This is a genomic window from Microcystis sp. M_QC_C_20170808_M9Col (assembly GCF_007095495.1).
Lineage (GTDB): Bacteria > Cyanobacteriota > Cyanobacteriia > Cyanobacteriales > Microcystaceae > Microcystis > Microcystis aeruginosa.
The window spans coordinates 1-16,763 of the sequence record NZ_SFBZ01000321.1 but is presented as its reverse complement, the minus strand read 5'-3'; the positions used below and the strand labels follow the sequence as shown (position 1 = coordinate 16,763).

Here is a 16,763-nt window from a genome sequence, read left to right as displayed (position 1 = left end):
TGTCAACTCTTAAGGAGTCGTGCGTTTCATTTTTGAATTGGCAATATTAGGAGGGATAAAAATTATGGTTAATTATCTCAGTCAAGAAGAGAAATTACTAGCAGCCGAAGAAGAAAAGTATCTAGAGGAAGAAGATGATGTGGATTTTCCTCCTGTAGATATTATTGCTTACAATGAGCAGCGATCCTGCTCTGATCTAGTTAGAATGTATCAAAAAAAACAATTGGTTATCGATCCAGATTTTCAAAGAGATGTGGTGTGGAATGTTCCACAACAAACTCGTTTTATTGATAGTTTAATGAAACAGTTACCGATTCCTAGTATGTGTATTAGTCTTGACTATAAGACAGATAAACGCTATATCATCGATGGATTACAACGAATTAATACCATCGTCAAATTTTTAACTACTGAAGATTGGAGGCTATCAAAATTACCCGATGTAGATTCGTCTATTTCTGGAAGAACAGTTGAGGAAATAAAAACTCAGCATGAAGAATTATATGAACGCGTAGAAAATATGACTATTCCCATCACGGCGATTCGCTATGACTCCAGCAAAAAAGCTCATAATAATTATATTTTTACCATTTTCCATCGCTTAAATACCGGTGGAGTAAAACTCAATAATCAGGAGATCAGAAATTGTATCTATAATGGCGAGTTTAATAGTTTTTTAAAAAAATGCGCTCAATATGAAAACTGGCTTTTGCTGATGGATCGAGAGCAGCAAAAAGCATCTCGATTTGAAGATGAAGAATTAGTGCTTCGTTTCTTTGCTTTTTATGATGAATACCAGAACTACAAGGGGAAATTGATCAGATTTTTAAATGATTATATGTATAAACATAGATTTGCTCACGCAGATTTTATTCAAGATAAAGATGAATTATTTAAGCAAACCGTTGACTTGATTTATGATAAAATCTTCAAAGGAAGACCGATGAGCAAAACCAGTAAAGTTATTGCTGAGGGAATTCTTTTAGGAGTTGCCAAGAATTTAGATACTTTAGTCAATCTCTCCAATGGTGAATTACAAGACAAGTATTCTAGATTAATAAAATCTGAACCATTTTTGACTAAAAATTTAGCTAGTGGTATTTATCAAAAAGATAAGGCTTTAGAGAGAATTAATACATCTATCAAAATTTTTTCATCTACTGGTAATGATTACTAAAGATTATTTACTCAAGACGTTAAACTGGCTTGATCAACTCTATAATGACCCTACAGCTGATAATCAAAAAACTTCTTCTTATTCCAAACTAGCTCTTATAGAATTATGTGGCTGGATCGAGGAAACTATGGATGATATAGTTTTAAGATGTGCTAAACGATGCTTAAAGTCCGAAGCTAACCAAAAATTCATCGATAAGACTATTGGCAATACTTATAGTTTTGAATATGAAGCTTTTAGAAAAATGTTGATGATGGTTATTGGTTTAGCAACATTAGAAAAAATCGAAGAAAAGTTAGAAAACACTGGTAAAATCAGTGCTTTAAAAAGTGATCTTGGTAATCTAAAAAAGAGTCGCGATACAGCGGCTCATAGTCATACTACAGGTACTTTGAGAACCTATGACGCTCCTTCTAAAACTAAACGTGATTTTGATAGAATATATGCTTTGTTAACAGAGTTAGATGCAGAATTGCATCGTCATAAATGTTGACTTATTTCTCGTACAATCGCTTTTAGCGCACCTTCGACAAAGATAATCAGTCAAAATTAAATCCCCTAACCGGCGAAAATTAACTGCAAGCGATCGAAAAACTGGGAAAATATTCAATTGATTCAATGTCATCTTTTTTAACTATCCTGCCCATGAATAATCAGGTCATCCGTACTGATAAAGCTCCGGCCCCTGTGGGTCCCTATAATCAAGCGATCGCCGCTCCTGGTCCTTTTCTCTTTGTTGCGGGACAAATTCCCCTAGATCCCGTCACGGGTGAAATCGTCTCCGGGGAAATTAGCACCCAAACCGAACAAGTTATGGCCAATCTAGAGGGCATTTTAACTGCTGCTGGGGCTAATTGGTCAAATGTGGTAAAAACTACCGTCTTTCTCTCGGATTTAGCCAATTTCGGGGCGATGAATCAAGTTTATGCCCGTTATTTCCCCCCGGAAACTGCCCCGGCCCGGGCCTGTGTGGAGGTGGCCCGTCTTCCCAAAGATGTGCTAGTGGAAATAGAATGTATTGCCGCTTTAGCCTAAAAATTAAGGTGGGCAATGCCCACCCTAACCTAATCTCTCTCTAGACCACCAAAGCCTCTAGAATCGTCTTATTGTAGATAATTCGCCCTACAGTAGTACGCACATACTGAGAAATTATCTCACCATCCTTCTCGCGGGTTTTGCGCTCCCGATAATATTTCCAGATGCTGCCATCGGGGAGAGTTTCCGTTTCCAGGACTTCCTCATCGGGTTTATTGGTTTTCACCTTTTCTCCGACAGGTAAACGCAACCACACAGAAGCGTGTAGATCCACCAATCCCTGATCAAAAGCGCGAATAGCGTCATCCATGCTGGCGAAATAACGACCCCCACCCTTTTGGGCCTTGGGATTTTCGGCCGTGAGATAATAACAACCCAAAACCATATCCTGAGAAGGGGCAACAATCGGGCGACCGGTCGCCGGTGAGAGAATATTATGACAGGCCAACATCAACAAGCGCGCTTCCGATTGTGCTTCCAGGGAGAGGGGAATATGTACGGCCATTTGGTCCCCGTCAAAGTCGGCGTTAAAAGCGGGACAGACGAGGGGATGTAACTGAATCGCCCGGCCCTCCACCAATATCGGTTCAAACGCTTGAATGCCCAAACGGTGCAGGGTAGGAGCGCGGTTTAACATCACCGGGTGTCCCGTGATCACTTCATCCAAGACGTGCCAAACATTGGCATCCCCCCGTTGGATCATTTTCTTGGCTGCCTTGATATTATTGACGATGCCTAATTTAATTAAACGATGGATAACGAAGGGTTGGAACAATTCGATCGCCATTTCCCGGGGTAAACCGCATTGATAGATCTTCAACTTCGGGCCGACAACGATAACCGAACGTCCCGAATAGTCAACCCGTTTACCGAGGAGATTTTGACGGAAACGCCCCTGTTTACCCTCGATAATATCCGATAAAGACTTCAGGGCGCGATTATTGGCCCCCACCACCGTGCGACCGCGACGACCGTTATCAATTAAAGCATCGACGGCCTCCTGTAACATCCGTTTTTCGTTGCGGACGATAATTTCGGGAGCGAGAATTTCTTGCAGACGGGATAAACGGTTATTGCGGTTAATCACCCGACGGTAGAGATCGTTCAGGTCAGAGGTGGCAAAACGGCCGCCGTCCAACTGCACCATCGGGCGTAAATCGGGGGGAATCACGGGAATTACGCTTAAAACCATCCATTCTGCCTGAGAACCCGTGGCGATAAAGTTATCGATTACCCGGAGACGTTTAATTAATTTTGCTCGTTTTTGCCCCTTACTTTCGACAATTTCCGTCCGCAGTCTTTCCGCTTCTTCTTCCAGGTTAATTTCCTGTAAGAGTCTTTGGATAGCCTCGGCCCCGATACCCACTTCAATACCGACTAATTCCGAATCCTCCGCGTAGATTTCTTCTTCGATCTCTAACCATTGATCTTCGCTGAGGAGTTGTTTATAACTAAGATTGCCTGCGTTACCCGGATCGAGAACCACATAGGCATTAAAATAGACGATTTGCTCCACGTCCCGCAGGGGCATATCGAGCAGGATACTGAGATAACTGGGAATACCTTTGAGATACCAAACGTGGGTGACGGGGGCAGCTAATTTGATAAAACCCATGCGATGACGACGTACCCGCGACTCGGTGACTTCTACCCCGCAACGTTCACAGACAATTCCCCGGTGACGGACGCGCTTGTATTTACCGCACCAACATTCCCAGTCTTTGGAGGGGCCAAAAATTTTCTCGCAGAATAACCCATCCATTTCCGGTTTAAGAGTCCGATAGTTGATCGTTTCTGGTTTGGTTACTTCTCCGACGACTTGACCGTTAGGTAGGGTTCTTTCTCCCCATTGCCGAATTCTCTCGGGGGACGCTAAACCGATTTTGACGTAATCAAATCTTTGATCTGTTGGAGTCTTCATTCTGAATTTTTTACTATGGGTAATGATCTGGGTTGACAACTATTGGGCAGAAACGACAGTTAACTCAGTCACTTTTTCTTCGGGTCAAACTGGCCCGACCGAGTCCGGGACATTACATTATACAATTTTTCTAGTTCGATCGACCATTAAGTGATATTTTCCCAGATGGTGATGCTGCCGTCGGCCGCAGCCGCCGCTAGGTGGCAATAATCGGGGCTGAGAACTAAACTGGAAATTGGCGATGATCGCTCATTGGTGGCGCTGAGAGTTGCGATCGCCTGTTGATAATTAGCTAACCAGATTTTAATCTCTCCGTCGGTTCCCCCGGTAAATAACCATTGACCCTCCTCTCCGAATACCAAGCTTGTCACCTGACCATTATGGGCATTGATCACCCGAATTGGCGCAAAATGACCGCTTTTCTCTCGATCGTATTGCCAGATTTTCACCGTACCATCCACACAACCGGCGGCAATAATCTGACCATCGGCAGCGATCGCAAGACTCTGCACCGAAGAAATGTTACCTGATAAGACGGCGATTTTTGCTCCCGATCCTAATTGCCAGAGGGTGACAGTGCCATCACCTCCAGCTGCGGCGATAAAATCTTGATTAGGAGCCACTGCTAGGGCATAAATTGCCCCCAGACTGTCATAGGAACTAAATTCTTCGGTTTCCTGCTCTAAATTCCACTGTTTTAGGGTTTGATCGTAACTACCACTAACCAAAAAATGCCAACGGGGGGCAAAATCTAGGCCGTGAATCGAACCGAGATGACCGAGGAAAATTTGATTTAATTCCAGATTACTGGCATCGCTGGCTAAAGTCCATAATTTAACGGTTTGATCGAATCCTCCCGTCGCTAGATGATAATCGCCGTTTCCGGTGACTGCTAGGGCTAAAATGCCCTGATCATGAGCTTCCACCGTATTAATCAGGGTTCCTCTCGCAAAATCCCAGATTTTTAGGGTACGATCCCAACTAACGCTCATTAAAAACCGTTGATCCTCGGTAATTGCGATCGCTGTGATCATTTCCCGATGGGCGGCCAGACGGCGATAATAGTGCCAATGGGGGATATCGACGGGGGGGGGAGTAGGAGTTAAATTAAGGGCAGGTAGGGTGATTTGTGGCTCATTTTCCGCTTTTGTGGCGGTAATATCCGCCGATTCTTCGTTAATCGGCAAAATCTCTCTGTGTAAGCGACCGTAGGATTTTTCCAGATGTTCGATGCGTTCCAGCAGCGCGTTACGGTTGATGTATTGAATAATTTGATTGTAGGACTGTTCGAGGGCGAGAATATTCTCCTCTAATTCTGCGACCGCACGGGCGTTATCGCTGGCCACCGCGGGACTGAGGGACTGTATTTGTGCTGATAAAGCTTCTTTTTCTTCTTCCCACTGATCCTGTAAATGACCGGTCATTTCAGTTAAGCGTTGACGTTGCAGGGTTCTTTCTCGGAGACGATTGAGAATATTCAACCCGAAAGTCACTACTAGGAGGAACAAAGGCAAAAACCCCGCACCCATGGCGATAAGGGTAAGCAGGGTTAATACTAGGGCGATATATTCCGCTAATTCTAGCCAATGGGGGCGATGGTCGGTCATTTTGCAGTTACCAGTAAAGGAATTTTGATCATCTCCTGATTTCAGACTCATGGTAACGCTAATTGCTGCCTTGGGATTGACTAAAATTAATTTTTAAGCAGGAGTTAAGACTTTTTCCTTAGTTTCTATCGGTGCGGTTAAAGCGGATTCTAAATCGGCTTTCCCTAGTCTTGCTTCCAAAATTTTCAGCACTTCCCGTCCAAAATCATCGGGATTTTGTCGCCATGCTTGCAGACAAACTTCGCCAAAGAATGACCCCAAAGGTTCAGGATTCCAGAGCAGTTTTTTGGCTGTCCAGGGCATTAAACTCATGGGATCATAGTCGGGTTTAAGAATTTCTTTTTTGAGGGCGTATTCTTCTAGATGGGTGTGGGGTTGTAGTCCGATAAAAAAGATGGCTGGTTCCACTTTATCGACTCCAAAAATGTTTTCTAATTCCCGATGATAGGCGATAGTTTGACGAATAGTTTCCAGGGTTTCATCAATAACATTAAAGGAATAATTTACCGAAACCAGATCATTAAAACCGGCCGCTTTTAAGTCCCGACAATTTTGCAGAACTGTCCGCAAATTATAGCCCATACGCATCTTGCGGACTAATTCCTGAGAACCACTGGTGATGCCAATTTCAAAGTAGTTCATGCCTGTTTTTACCATTAAATCGCACAGTTTCGGGGTGAGATTATCGGCACGAATATAGGCAGCCCAACGTATATCTTTCATCCCAGCATCGAGGATTTTTTCTAATAGTTCTTCTACATCGTCGATAAATTTTCTGGCGGGGATAAATTGGGCATCGGTAAACCAGAAATTGCGAATGCCGCGGTCGTATAATTGGCGCATTTCCTTAACTACTTCATCGGCGGGATTAATGCGTACTTGTTTCCCTTCGACGACGGTATAGATGCAGTAGCAGCAGTTATGGGGACAGCCGCGCTTGGTTTGTACCCCGATATAAAAGTCGTTTTCTTGGAAATAGTAGGAAAATTCCGGCCAAATACCGGCGATATAGTCGTAGTTACAAGCGGATTTTTCTAACGGGGTGGGGGATTCGTGGATTAAACGCGGCCGGGGTGTGGTTTCTCCGACCACATAACAACGTTCATCGCTAAAGTCCCGGCCAGAGAGGAATTTTTCTAGCAGGGTTTCCCCTTCTCCCACTGATACAATTGTTCCTGTGGGCAGTTTGGTTTTTAGTTGTTCGTAGAAAACACTGACGGCACCACCCCCGACGATAACTCGCGCTTCGGGATGGTATTTTTTGGCCCGCTGCAACCCTCGGCGAATTAGTGCCTGATTGCGCCATAATTCGCCGTAGTAGGCTGTCGTCACCTTTAAACCTCCTAAAGCACCTCGCAGCTTGATTAGGGGGTTTTTAGCGTAGTAAAATTCAAAGGCGTTTTGCAGGGGATTGCCACCGCGACCACCGACGGGGGCATATATTTGAATATCCCGCCAGGAGAATACTAGCAGGGTCGGCCGAAATTCGTCAACACAGCGATCGAGTGCTTGGTTAAAGTCTAAGGGGGGGACGGTGCCAAGGTCAAAAATCCTTTGTTCGATGTCGGGGAATAGTTTATGAACGTGGTCGGAAAGATAAACGACACCGATGGGGAAAATGGGGTTACAGGGGAGTCTAACGTAGAGGATGCGTTGCGCTTGCGGTTGAGTCATGGGATTTCTGAATGGGACAGGGACGCATTCTGAGTAATCTTAATATAACTTAACTTTGCTGGGCTTGTCTGGCAGTTATCAGTTATCAGTTATCAGTTATCAGTTATCAGATGTGAATTTTCAGTTCACTGTTTACTGTTTACTGAAAAGCTTCCCACTTCCCACACCCCACTTCCCCACACCCTACACCCCACACCCCACACCCCACACCCTACACCCTACACCCTACACCCCACACCCCACTTGCATCTTAGGTTAAACTTTAATTCCTAGTACCTGTGTATGGGTTCCCCGCGCTTGGGTGACACCGATGGTTCTTTCGGAAGCTTCAATCATCGGCCGACGCAAACTAACGACAATAAATTGCGCTTGTTGTGCTTGTTTTTGAATCATTTTGGCCAATTTCTCCACATTCGCCCCATCTAAAAACATATCCACTTCATCAAACGCATAAAAGGGAGAAGGACGATATCTTTGTAGGGAAAAAATAAAGCTTAAAGCGGTTAAAGATTTTTCACCTCCAGACATGGAACTTAATCGCTGTACTGGTTTTCCTTTCGGATGTGCCACCAAATTTAAGCCACCATTAAAGGGGTCATTTTCGTCTTCTAGTTGTAAGTAACCATCGCCATCGGACAGGGTGGCAAATATATTCTTAAAGTTTTCGTTAACGGCAGTAAATGCTTCCTGAAAAGCATTAAATCTGAGGGTGGTAAAGTTTTCTATCCGTAAAAGTAGTTCGGTTCTTTCCCCTTCTAGAGTTTGCAGTTTTTCTGATAGTTCATCTAATCTCTCTTTAGTTTTTTGGTGTTCTTCTAAAGCTAACATATTGACAGGTTCTAAAGCTGCTAATTTCTTTTGTAACTGCCGAATATCGCTTTGAATTTTCTCGAAATCTCGATCGCTTTCAGGAATTTCGGGCAAGGGATTGGGTAAGTCGCTTTCTAGTTGACTAATTTCTGTCTGTAAAGTGGTTAGTAATGCTTGTCTTTCCTCTTGATTGTTGACTAACTTTTCCGATTGCCAGATAGCCTGTTGTTGCCGGTTTTGTTGTTGTCGCAAAACTGTCTCTAATTGATCTCTTTTTTGCTTGGTTTCCCCTAGTTGTTGCGATAATTGCTGTAAAGCTTGATTGATTTCTAAAATATGGCAATCAAGTTTTTCTATCTCCAGATTACCGATATTTCTCTGATTAACTGCATCGGTAATTATCCTGTCAATCTCAATAATTCTATCCCCAGACTCTTGACTTTTTTCCTCTAGTCTGATTTGTTGATTATGTAAATCTTTTAACTGTTCGCGGACTGTAGCGAGGTGATTTTCTTGGGTTTGTAACTCTAATTCTTGACCGCGAATTATTCCCTGTACCTGTTGCCATTCGCTATGGGTATGATTGGCCTCTAAAGCAGTTAATTTCTCCTGTTCTTCCTGTAAAGATAACTCTAAATCAGGAATTTCTCTGGTTAATATTTCTAACCGTTGACGAGAAATAGTAATTTCCTCTTGCTGACCCGATAATTGACGGGTTAAATCCTCTTTTTCTGTGGTTAAACGTTGTAAATCCTTGCTTAATTGTTGTAGAGATAATTGATTTTCCCGATGACTTTGACGGGTTTCGGTTAACTGTTGGGTTAACTGACTGATAAGATTATTAACTTGGGTGATTTTTTCTTCGTTGCGGGTAAGAATGCGATCGATTTCTGCTAATCTTTCCCGTAGAGATTCCGCTTCGCTAGACTCCTTCGGAGAAATTTTACCAAAACGCAGCCCCGATCGCGTCGGTTGGCTGCCTCCGGTCATAGCGCCAGTCATCTCTAATAACTCGCCATCCAAAGTAACGATGCGATATTGATTGATATAATAACGGGCAGAATCTATATCCTCGAAAACCACGGTACTGCCAAAAATATAGTTAAAAACCTCCCGATACTGGGATTGAAACTTAACTAAATTCACCGCTAAATCCAGATAACCCCGCGCATGACGCAGAGAGGAAATATCCTGGGGACGGGGAGGACGAATTTTATTCAGGGGTAAAAAAGTGGCCCTACCGATGCGACGCTGTTTTAGCAAGGCAATTCCGGCAGCCGCAACGCTATCATCTTGGACGACTACATGACCTAAACGACCTCCGGCGGCGATTTCAAGAGCAATTTGATAACGTTCCTCTACTTCCCCCAATTGTGCCACTAATCCGCAGATTCCGGGCAAATCTGACTGTAATAATATTTGAGTAGCATAGGTTCCCTGGGCCTCCTGTTGTGCTTGCTTGGTCGCTTCCAGTTTATCTAATTCCCTCTGTTTGTCCCGTTGTTCTTTTAGCAGACGTTTTTGGGTGTCCTGACTGATGACGCGATTTTGTTCGGCAATGGTGAGTTTTTGGGCTAAATTTTGGATATCGGGTTCCGATTGATTAATTTTTTGTAATATTTCTTGACTTTCTTCGGTTTTTGTGCTAATAACTTGCTCTAATTCTTGCAGACGTTGACCAGCTTCTACTATATTAGTTTGCAATCGATCGCATCTTTCGGTCAATTGGGCCCGTTGGCTACGGTAGGGGTTTAATTGTTCCTGAAGACGGGTAATATTGCGGGAAAGGTCGCTTTGTTCTTTTACCCAAGCTTCTGACGCTTCCGCGAGACTACTTGCTTGCAGACGATGGGTTTCTAGGGTTTCCCTTGCGGTTTGGGTTGCCAGTAGGAGATTGGGTAAAATTTCAGTTTCTAAACGGCTTTTTTGGGCAGTAATCTGATTTAATTCGAGATTGTAGCGATTAATTTCCTCTAAAAGCCTGTTTTTCTGTGCCTGAGATTCTTTTTCGAGGTTTTCTAACTCTTTTTGTCGTTGTTGCTGTTGTTGTCGTTTGGCCTGTTGACTCGCTAATCGGGAAGTTAGGGACAGGTGTTCATCTTCCCCGAAAGCTTTGACCTGTTGATTGAGTTTCTCTAATTCTTGACTATTTTGGGCGATTTGTTCGGATAAATTGGCGATAGTCTCGGTTAAAACCTGTTTTTCCTTTTCCCCAGCTTGAATTTGTTCTTTTAATTGCTGGCAGCGCTGCTGGAGATTTTGCCAATGGAGGACAATTTCCCATTGTTGTTTTTCTTGGACTTGGGCCTTGAGTTTTTGGTATTTTTCGGCTTTAATGCGATCGAGTGCTAATTTCTCCAGAGATTTTTGCAATTCTGTGGCAATAATTTGGCAGCGTTCTTCCCTTTCTTTAACCGAATCGATATTCTCCTTAGTTTTCTCAATTTTGCGGTCAAATTCAGCTACTCCTGCCAATTCGTCGATAATTTCCCGTCTTTCCTTAGCATTCATGCTGATAATTCGGGTTACGTCCCCCTGTAACACCACGTTGTACCCTTCGGGATAGATGCGTAAACGGTTTAATTGGTCGTGAAGTTCGCTAACCGTACAGGTTTCCCCATTGATATAGTAGGTAGAAGTATAGCTGCCACCCTTAGCCACTTTTAAGCGCCTAGAAACCGTCCAATCCCTATCGGTTGCGTCAGGAATATCGGCAACATCAAAAGTCACCGAGACACTCGCTTCGGTACTATGACGTTGACTGTTATAGCTGTGATTGACTAAATCCGGTAATCTTTCGGCCCGCATTCCCTTGGAAGTAGCTAATCCCAAGCAAAATAGCAATGCGTCGAGGATATTCGACTTTCCCGAACCATTTGGACCAGAAACCACCGTAAACCCCGGTAAAAAGGGGATGGGAGTCGTTCCCCCGAAGGATTTGAAGTGTGAGAGTTCGACCTTTTTGATGTAAACCATGGCGATAAGCAAAAAGTAGGCAAGCTATCAGCTGTCAGCTTGAATCTATAAGGGATAACTCCGGTTTATCCTTGAAAATATCCTCAGACTTGACCGGAGATGACAACACCCTTATAGAAAAATATAGCTGATAGCCCCCTTAGATAGCTTGAATCCATTCTTTGACTTGGTATTCTGTCCAGATACCATTTTGCCAGTAGGGGTCCGCTTCGATTAATTCTCGCACTTCCGACTCGCTGGCTGCCTGATAAATTCCGAAAACTTGGCTTAAATCTGCCGTTGGTCCGATAGTAATGAGAATTCCCTGTTCTTTCTGTTGATTTAATCCCTCTAGATGCGCTTGACGATAGGGAGCGCGTTTTTCCAGCACGTTTTCACAATAACTACCCCAGATAACAAATTTCGGCATATTTGACCTGTACTCTCTTGATCTGTTGCTATTTTACGATCGAATCGTCAATCAGGCTAAATCGGTATAGAAAAGTGGGGGGGTACACAGAATCTACATTTTACTATAGCGGTGAGTCCCGATTGAAACGCTGAAACGCCTATCTATCGATGGATTTACTATACCTCATTAGACTGAAAAACGCTATATATAGATTAGCTAATCCAGATAGGTTTTCTATTGTATTTAAGTAGGTGGGTGGAATTAAATATAAGATGAAAGTAGGTTGGGTTGAAGCATGAAACCCAACGCCTAACCATTACCATTTGTCCTCCAAGATTGAGTTAGTATAACAAATACAGTCACTCACTCAAAGTTAATCCGTTCTCGTTCGACAACTAAAGGCCTTTTTAAAATTCTCATGTGCATTAAGCCAATATATTCCCCAATAATGCCGATAAAAAATAGTTGCACAGAAGCGATTAAAAATAGTCCGACCATGATTGGTACGGTTCCCAAAGGAAAATAATCCCAGAACAACAATTTGGCGATTAAATAACCTAACGCCACTAGCAAACTCAAGAGGGACAAAGCAAAGCCTAACATGGTGGCCAGTCTGAGGGGAACTTGGGAGTGACTGGTAATACCCAGCATCGCTTCGCTATAGTATCGATAGAAGTTGTAACTACTAATACCCCGTTTTCGCCGTTGTTGTTGATACTCAAAAGAGAAACTTTCAAAACCCAACTCTTCAATGAGTCCCCTAAAATAGGGATAGGGATCGTTAATCTCTCGTAGAACATTAATGACTTTCTGATCGTATAAACCGAAACCTGTAAAGTTTCTAGTAACTTTTATATCTGAAAGATTGTCCATTAAATAATAAAAAATTTGTCTAGCAAAATAGAAAAAAGCTCCTTCTTTCATCGGAGTTTTAACCGCTTTAACAACTTTATAGCCTTCCTCCCACTTCTTGACAAATTCTAGGATTAATTCGGGAGGATCTTGCAGATCTGCTACCATAAAAATAACCGCATCTCCGTAACACTGAAGAATACCATAGTAACCAGAACGAACGGGACCGAAATTTCTAGCATTAACGATGACTTTTATCCCGGGGTCTTTTTGAGCAATTTTTTTTAATTCATCTACAGTTTTATCTTGGGAAGCGTTATCGATAAAAAGATGTTCATACTCATAGTTAGGTAACTGATTAAAGACTTCTTTAACTCGCAGGTAAAGGTCTTCAACATTCCCTTCTTCATTATAACAAGGAGTCATAATCGTAATTTTTTTCATTGTGAGCCTTCTCTAAAAACAAATAGTTTCATTAAAACAAAAGAGATGACAGCCATGGGAAGAACCAAGATGGCTCCAGCAATAAGCATTTTGGTTTTCTGTTCGATATTTATATTCATCCCATCGACAAATCTCAGAGCCTCAACGTTCAAGAGAAAAGTCGCCACATAAACTAAGACAAAACGAAAAATCAATTTGTTGTTTTTGCTACCAAAAACCAGTCTTCCCGTGGTTTGAAAGTTAAATAAGACTCCGATAATAGTAGCCAGCAAGACAGCGTACTTGTAATTTAGTCCTATCAGTATAAGACTACCGTATAAAAAATAACCAAATAAGGTATTCAGTACGCCAACTAACAAAAATCTGGCAAATTTGCTTTTTTGGAACAGATACATTTTTCTACAATCGTGACATAAAATTTCTAACTTTTTCCTTGACTGAGGTAACATCTAGCCGATGTTCTTGCATCAAATATTGATAAGTTCCGCAAAATTGAGAAAATCTATCTTCAATACCAATGCGACAAATCCAACTGGGATGATAGGTGCTGGCAATTTCAGAAATAGCAGAACCCAAACCCCCATAGATAGAATGTTCTTCTATCACCACAATAGCTTGATATTGCTGACAAATTTCTCTCACTTGTTGGACATCAAGAGGCTTAATAAAAGGAACACTCCACACCCCACTATTATCCCATTCTTGAGCCACTTCTAGAGCCGTTTTAACCATCGAACCTGTTGCCAAAAATCCAAGGTTGCCGGTGCCTGGTTTAACGGGGTAAAGTTTACCCGGCTCAAGGTTAGGTAAAGTCTCATGAATTACCCCTAAATCTGCCTTACCCATGCGTAAATAAACTGGTCTATCACTGTTAAAAGCCCAATTCAGGCATTGAGTCATTTCGGAGGCATCTGCCGGGGAGAGAATCGAGATATTAGGTAAAGCCCTTAAAGCGGCAATATCTTCGGTAGACTGATGACTAGAACCCAGACTACTATAGACCACTCCAGCACCATCTCCAATCAATAAAACCTTTAATTGTTCATAACAAATATCTAACTTAATTTGTTCTAGAACTCTTATCGGCAGAAAAGAACTTAAACCATAAACTACTGGAAAAAACCCCGATTTAGCGAGTCCTGCCGCCACACCTACCATATTTTGTTCTGCTACCCCCGCATTAATATATTGTTTAGGGCAAGCCTGACGAAAATCATCGAATAAAGCATAACCATGGTCCCCGGTTAATAACAGAACTCGCTCATCCCCTAAAGCAAATTTGACTAAAGCATCTGAAAAAGCGTTTCTCATAAACTTAATTTATCCTTGTAAACTTGAGGTTCTAATTCGGCTTTAGCTTGTGCATAAATTTCTCGATTTAAGCGGCTATAATGCCAAACATTATTATCTTCCATGAAAGAAACACCTTTCCCTTTAACCGTGTGAGCGATAACAGCTTTAGGACAAGAAGAAGACAGTTCTAATAATTCTTGAAAGACCTGATATAATGCCTTTTCATCATGACCATCTACTTCTCGACAGTCAAAACCAAAAGCCCGGAACTTATCAGCAATTTGACCTAAATTCATCACTTCTTGAGTAGTACCCATCGCTTGATAACCATTAGCATCTACAATGACTAACAAGTTAGATAGTTGAAAATGAGAGGCAAAAAGTAGGGCTTCCCAAATCGACCCCTCATTAATTTCTCCATCCCCCACAAGGGCAAAACAACGCTGTCCGGTTCCTTTAATTTTACTAGCTAACGCTATGCCAACACCCACAGATAAACCATGCCCTAAAGACCCTGAACTTACTTCTAAACCAGGCACATGAGCATCAGATAACCCTTTAAGAATTGTACCATCCCCAAAGTAATTATCAATATCCTTATCCGTTAGCCAGCCTAACTCATACATACAAGCATATTGAGCCATTACTCCATGACCTTTACTGAGAATTAAATAATCTCTGCCGGGGGACTCCGGTTGACCATTCCCTAGATTTAGGTAAGAACGATAGAGAACTGCGAGAATCTCGATAATAGAAAAGGCACAGCCAATATGCACGGTCGAACCAGCAAAGGCCATCCTCAGAACAGTTTGACGGAGTTGATTCGCCGCAAATTTCATGAGTTAAACTCCTCAATGATTATCAGTTTGTGTTAGTCTTTGTTGATACCATGCAAGGGTTTTTTTAATCCCTGTAGATAAATCAACGGTTGCCTTGAGTCCTAATTCTTTTAATGCTCTGTCAGTAGCGGGTACATATCTGGCAATCCGTTGACCTACAACTGGTTCTTGAGCAACAGTGATAGAATTAGGGTGTCCAGCAATTTCCGCCACTGCTAAGGCGGTATCTTTGATGTTGATTTCCACATTTGAACCCACATTATAAGGACGACAAGACTCACCCTTAAATAATATAGTCCATAACCAAATCATCAAATCCGAAGCATATAAATAGGAACGATAGGGGGTTCCATCTCCTTTAATATGAATCGTTTTTCCCTCTAAACTGTCCTTGATAAAGTTGCCAATGGCAAAAGATCCATCTAAAGGTAAATAGGGACCGACAAAGGCAAAACACCTGGCGATTTTTACCTCTATATTATACTCCTGAGCATACAAGACACTCAAGAGTTCTGCGAGTCGTTTTCCCTCTCCATAAACGGAGTTAGGAGAACTCACATCCGGCGCCCCTTGATAACTTTCCGGAATATGACTTATATCTGAGGGTTGTTGACCATAAATTGCTCCTGAGCTAGTTAGTAATAATTTTTTTGTGCCACAATTTTTAGCAAAATCTAGCACTCGCCGAGTCCCTTGTACTGTAGTATCTAGGACAAAAAGACGATCCTCTTGATGTACTAGAGAACTTGCATCCGTTGCCGCATGAATAATATAAGAAAACTCCCCTTTAGGAAACTGAAATGACCTAACATCACCGCTAGGGAATTGAATAGCGGGATGATTGGCTAAATGAGGAGCTTTTTGCCTGAAACTATCAGGATTTCTGGTTAAAACCACTGCCGATGCTTTTAAGTCTAGCTGATCATTAGCCCAAATAAAACTTTCTAATAACCAACAGCCAAAAAAGCCTGTACCTCCGGTAATAAATATCCGTTGTCCCCGCAATTCCTCCCACAGGGTTTTAGTATGGGCAAGAATGTGATTTAAGTCATTTGTTAGGTTAGGTTGCATCTTCAGCCCCGAATCATTACCAAGATTCCTTCCATGATTTTATCAGCATTTGACAAGTCTCCTACAAGGTTTCTGGTTCAACGCCTATTTCTCTTAATTTTTCAGCTAATTTGTGCCGTAACATTCGCTCCTGTTCGAGTTGATATTCAGTTTGTGCGACTCGTTCACTCCCCCATAATAACAGATTGCCCGACTTATCCCACCAGCGCAACCAATAGGCTGTTACTTCCGCTTTTTTTCCCTGCCAGACTCCCAAAAATAAGTTAATCTCTGCTATCCAATAACGATTGTTTTCATCAGGTTTTTGTTGTTCATATCTTCCTTGATTCAATCGATAAATTTCTAATTCTCCGGTTTTTGGCTGAAATATTCCATAGATAGGTACTTGTAAGATTTGCTCGTAAAAATACCATTTTCCATAGGGATAGTGAGGGTTAATGGAATATTCACCCCCTTCGGTTTCTGAGATAAACTCTAGGACAATGGTAGGAATTTCTCCTTCAAGATGGGGAGTGTAACTGCGCCGAATTTCTCCACTAGCAATGGGTTTTACTGAGGGAATATAAACCCAATCAGGTGCTTTGACAACAGTTTGAGTTTTAACGGTAGCACACAAGCCAAAATTAGAGGCAATTAGCATCGATTCTAGAATTAGTCCTGCTAATTCTAACGA

General features: G+C 42.2%; 14 protein-coding genes. 3 read left to right on the top strand and 11 right to left on the bottom strand.

Annotation, left to right across the window (positions count from 1 at the left end; all coding sequences use genetic code 11):
• The first annotated feature begins 64 nt into the window (after positions 1-64).
• The 3 genes from EWV68_RS20435 (at position 65) to EWV68_RS20425 (ending at position 2,212) form a co-directional block, all read left to right on the top strand.
• Positions 65-1,177, top strand: a complete 1,113-nt coding sequence (locus EWV68_RS20435; RefSeq protein WP_287170868.1) for a DUF262 domain-containing protein — start codon at positions 65-67, stop codon at positions 1,175-1,177.
• On the top strand, positions 1,167-1,670 hold the full coding sequence (locus tag EWV68_RS20430; protein WP_287170867.1) for an endoribonuclease: 504 nt from the start codon (positions 1,167-1,169) through the stop codon (positions 1,668-1,670). The genes EWV68_RS20435 and EWV68_RS20430 overlap by 11 nt, the downstream gene beginning before the upstream one ends.
• A gap of 125 nt (positions 1,671-1,795) precedes the next feature.
• Positions 1,796-2,212, top strand: a complete 417-nt coding sequence (locus EWV68_RS20425) for a RidA family protein (protein WP_079205988.1) — start codon at positions 1,796-1,798, stop codon at positions 2,210-2,212.
• Between the two features lie 40 nt (positions 2,213-2,252).
• Here EWV68_RS20425 and EWV68_RS20420 read toward each other — a convergent pair whose 3' ends face one another.
• The 11 genes from EWV68_RS20420 to EWV68_RS20370 form a co-directional block, all read right to left on the bottom strand.
• Positions 2,253-4,133 (bottom strand): DNA-directed RNA polymerase subunit gamma, encoded by a 1,881-nt coding sequence (locus tag EWV68_RS20420; protein WP_004163413.1) that lies wholly within the window; start codon positions 4,131-4,133, stop codon positions 2,253-2,255.
• 146 nt (positions 4,134-4,279) lie between these two features.
• A complete protein-coding gene (locus tag EWV68_RS20415; RefSeq protein WP_061431672.1) occupies positions 4,280-5,791 on the bottom strand; it encodes a WD40 repeat domain-containing protein in 1,512 nt (503 codons plus the stop codon).
• Between the two features lie 42 nt (positions 5,792-5,833).
• Positions 5,834-7,414, bottom strand: a complete 1,581-nt coding sequence (locus tag EWV68_RS20410) for a photosystem II high light acclimation radical SAM protein (protein ID WP_287170866.1) — start codon at positions 7,412-7,414, stop codon at positions 5,834-5,836.
• A 255-nt stretch (positions 7,415-7,669) separates the two neighbouring features.
• Positions 7,670-11,200 carry a chromosome segregation protein SMC gene (smc, locus tag EWV68_RS20405; RefSeq protein WP_287170864.1) on the bottom strand — a complete coding sequence of 1,177 codons (3,531 nt, stop codon included), beginning with the start codon at positions 11,198-11,200 and terminating at the stop codon, positions 7,670-7,672.
• A gap of 139 nt (positions 11,201-11,339) precedes the next feature.
• Entirely contained in the window at positions 11,340-11,609 is a 270-nt protein-coding gene (locus tag EWV68_RS20400) for a YciI family protein (protein WP_061431669.1), read from the bottom strand.
• Between the two features lie 345 nt (positions 11,610-11,954).
• Complete coding sequence (locus EWV68_RS20395; RefSeq protein WP_287170863.1) at positions 11,955-12,887, bottom strand: glycosyltransferase family 2 protein; 933 nt, start codon at positions 12,885-12,887, stop codon at positions 11,955-11,957.
• Positions 12,884-13,282 carry a GtrA family protein gene (locus tag EWV68_RS20390; protein WP_012264580.1) on the bottom strand — a complete coding sequence of 133 codons (399 nt, stop codon included), beginning with the start codon at positions 13,280-13,282 and terminating at the stop codon, positions 12,884-12,886. The genes EWV68_RS20395 and EWV68_RS20390 overlap by 4 nt, the downstream gene beginning before the upstream one ends.
• A 4-nt stretch (positions 13,283-13,286) precedes the next feature.
• Complete coding sequence (locus EWV68_RS20385) at positions 13,287-14,198, bottom strand: transketolase family protein (protein WP_287170861.1); 912 nt, start codon at positions 14,196-14,198, stop codon at positions 13,287-13,289.
• Positions 14,195-15,019, bottom strand: a complete 825-nt coding sequence (locus tag EWV68_RS20380; RefSeq protein ID WP_012264578.1) for a transketolase — start codon at positions 15,017-15,019, stop codon at positions 14,195-14,197. The genes EWV68_RS20385 and EWV68_RS20380 overlap by 4 nt, the downstream gene beginning before the upstream one ends.
• Before the next feature lie 12 nt (positions 15,020-15,031).
• Positions 15,032-16,090, bottom strand: coding sequence for an NAD-dependent epimerase/dehydratase family protein (locus tag EWV68_RS20375; protein WP_012264577.1), 1,059 nt, complete (start codon positions 16,088-16,090; stop codon positions 15,032-15,034).
• Between the two features lie 61 nt (positions 16,091-16,151).
• On the bottom strand, positions 16,152-16,763 hold a 612-nt coding region (locus tag EWV68_RS20370), incomplete at its 5' end, for a Uma2 family endonuclease (protein ID WP_287170859.1).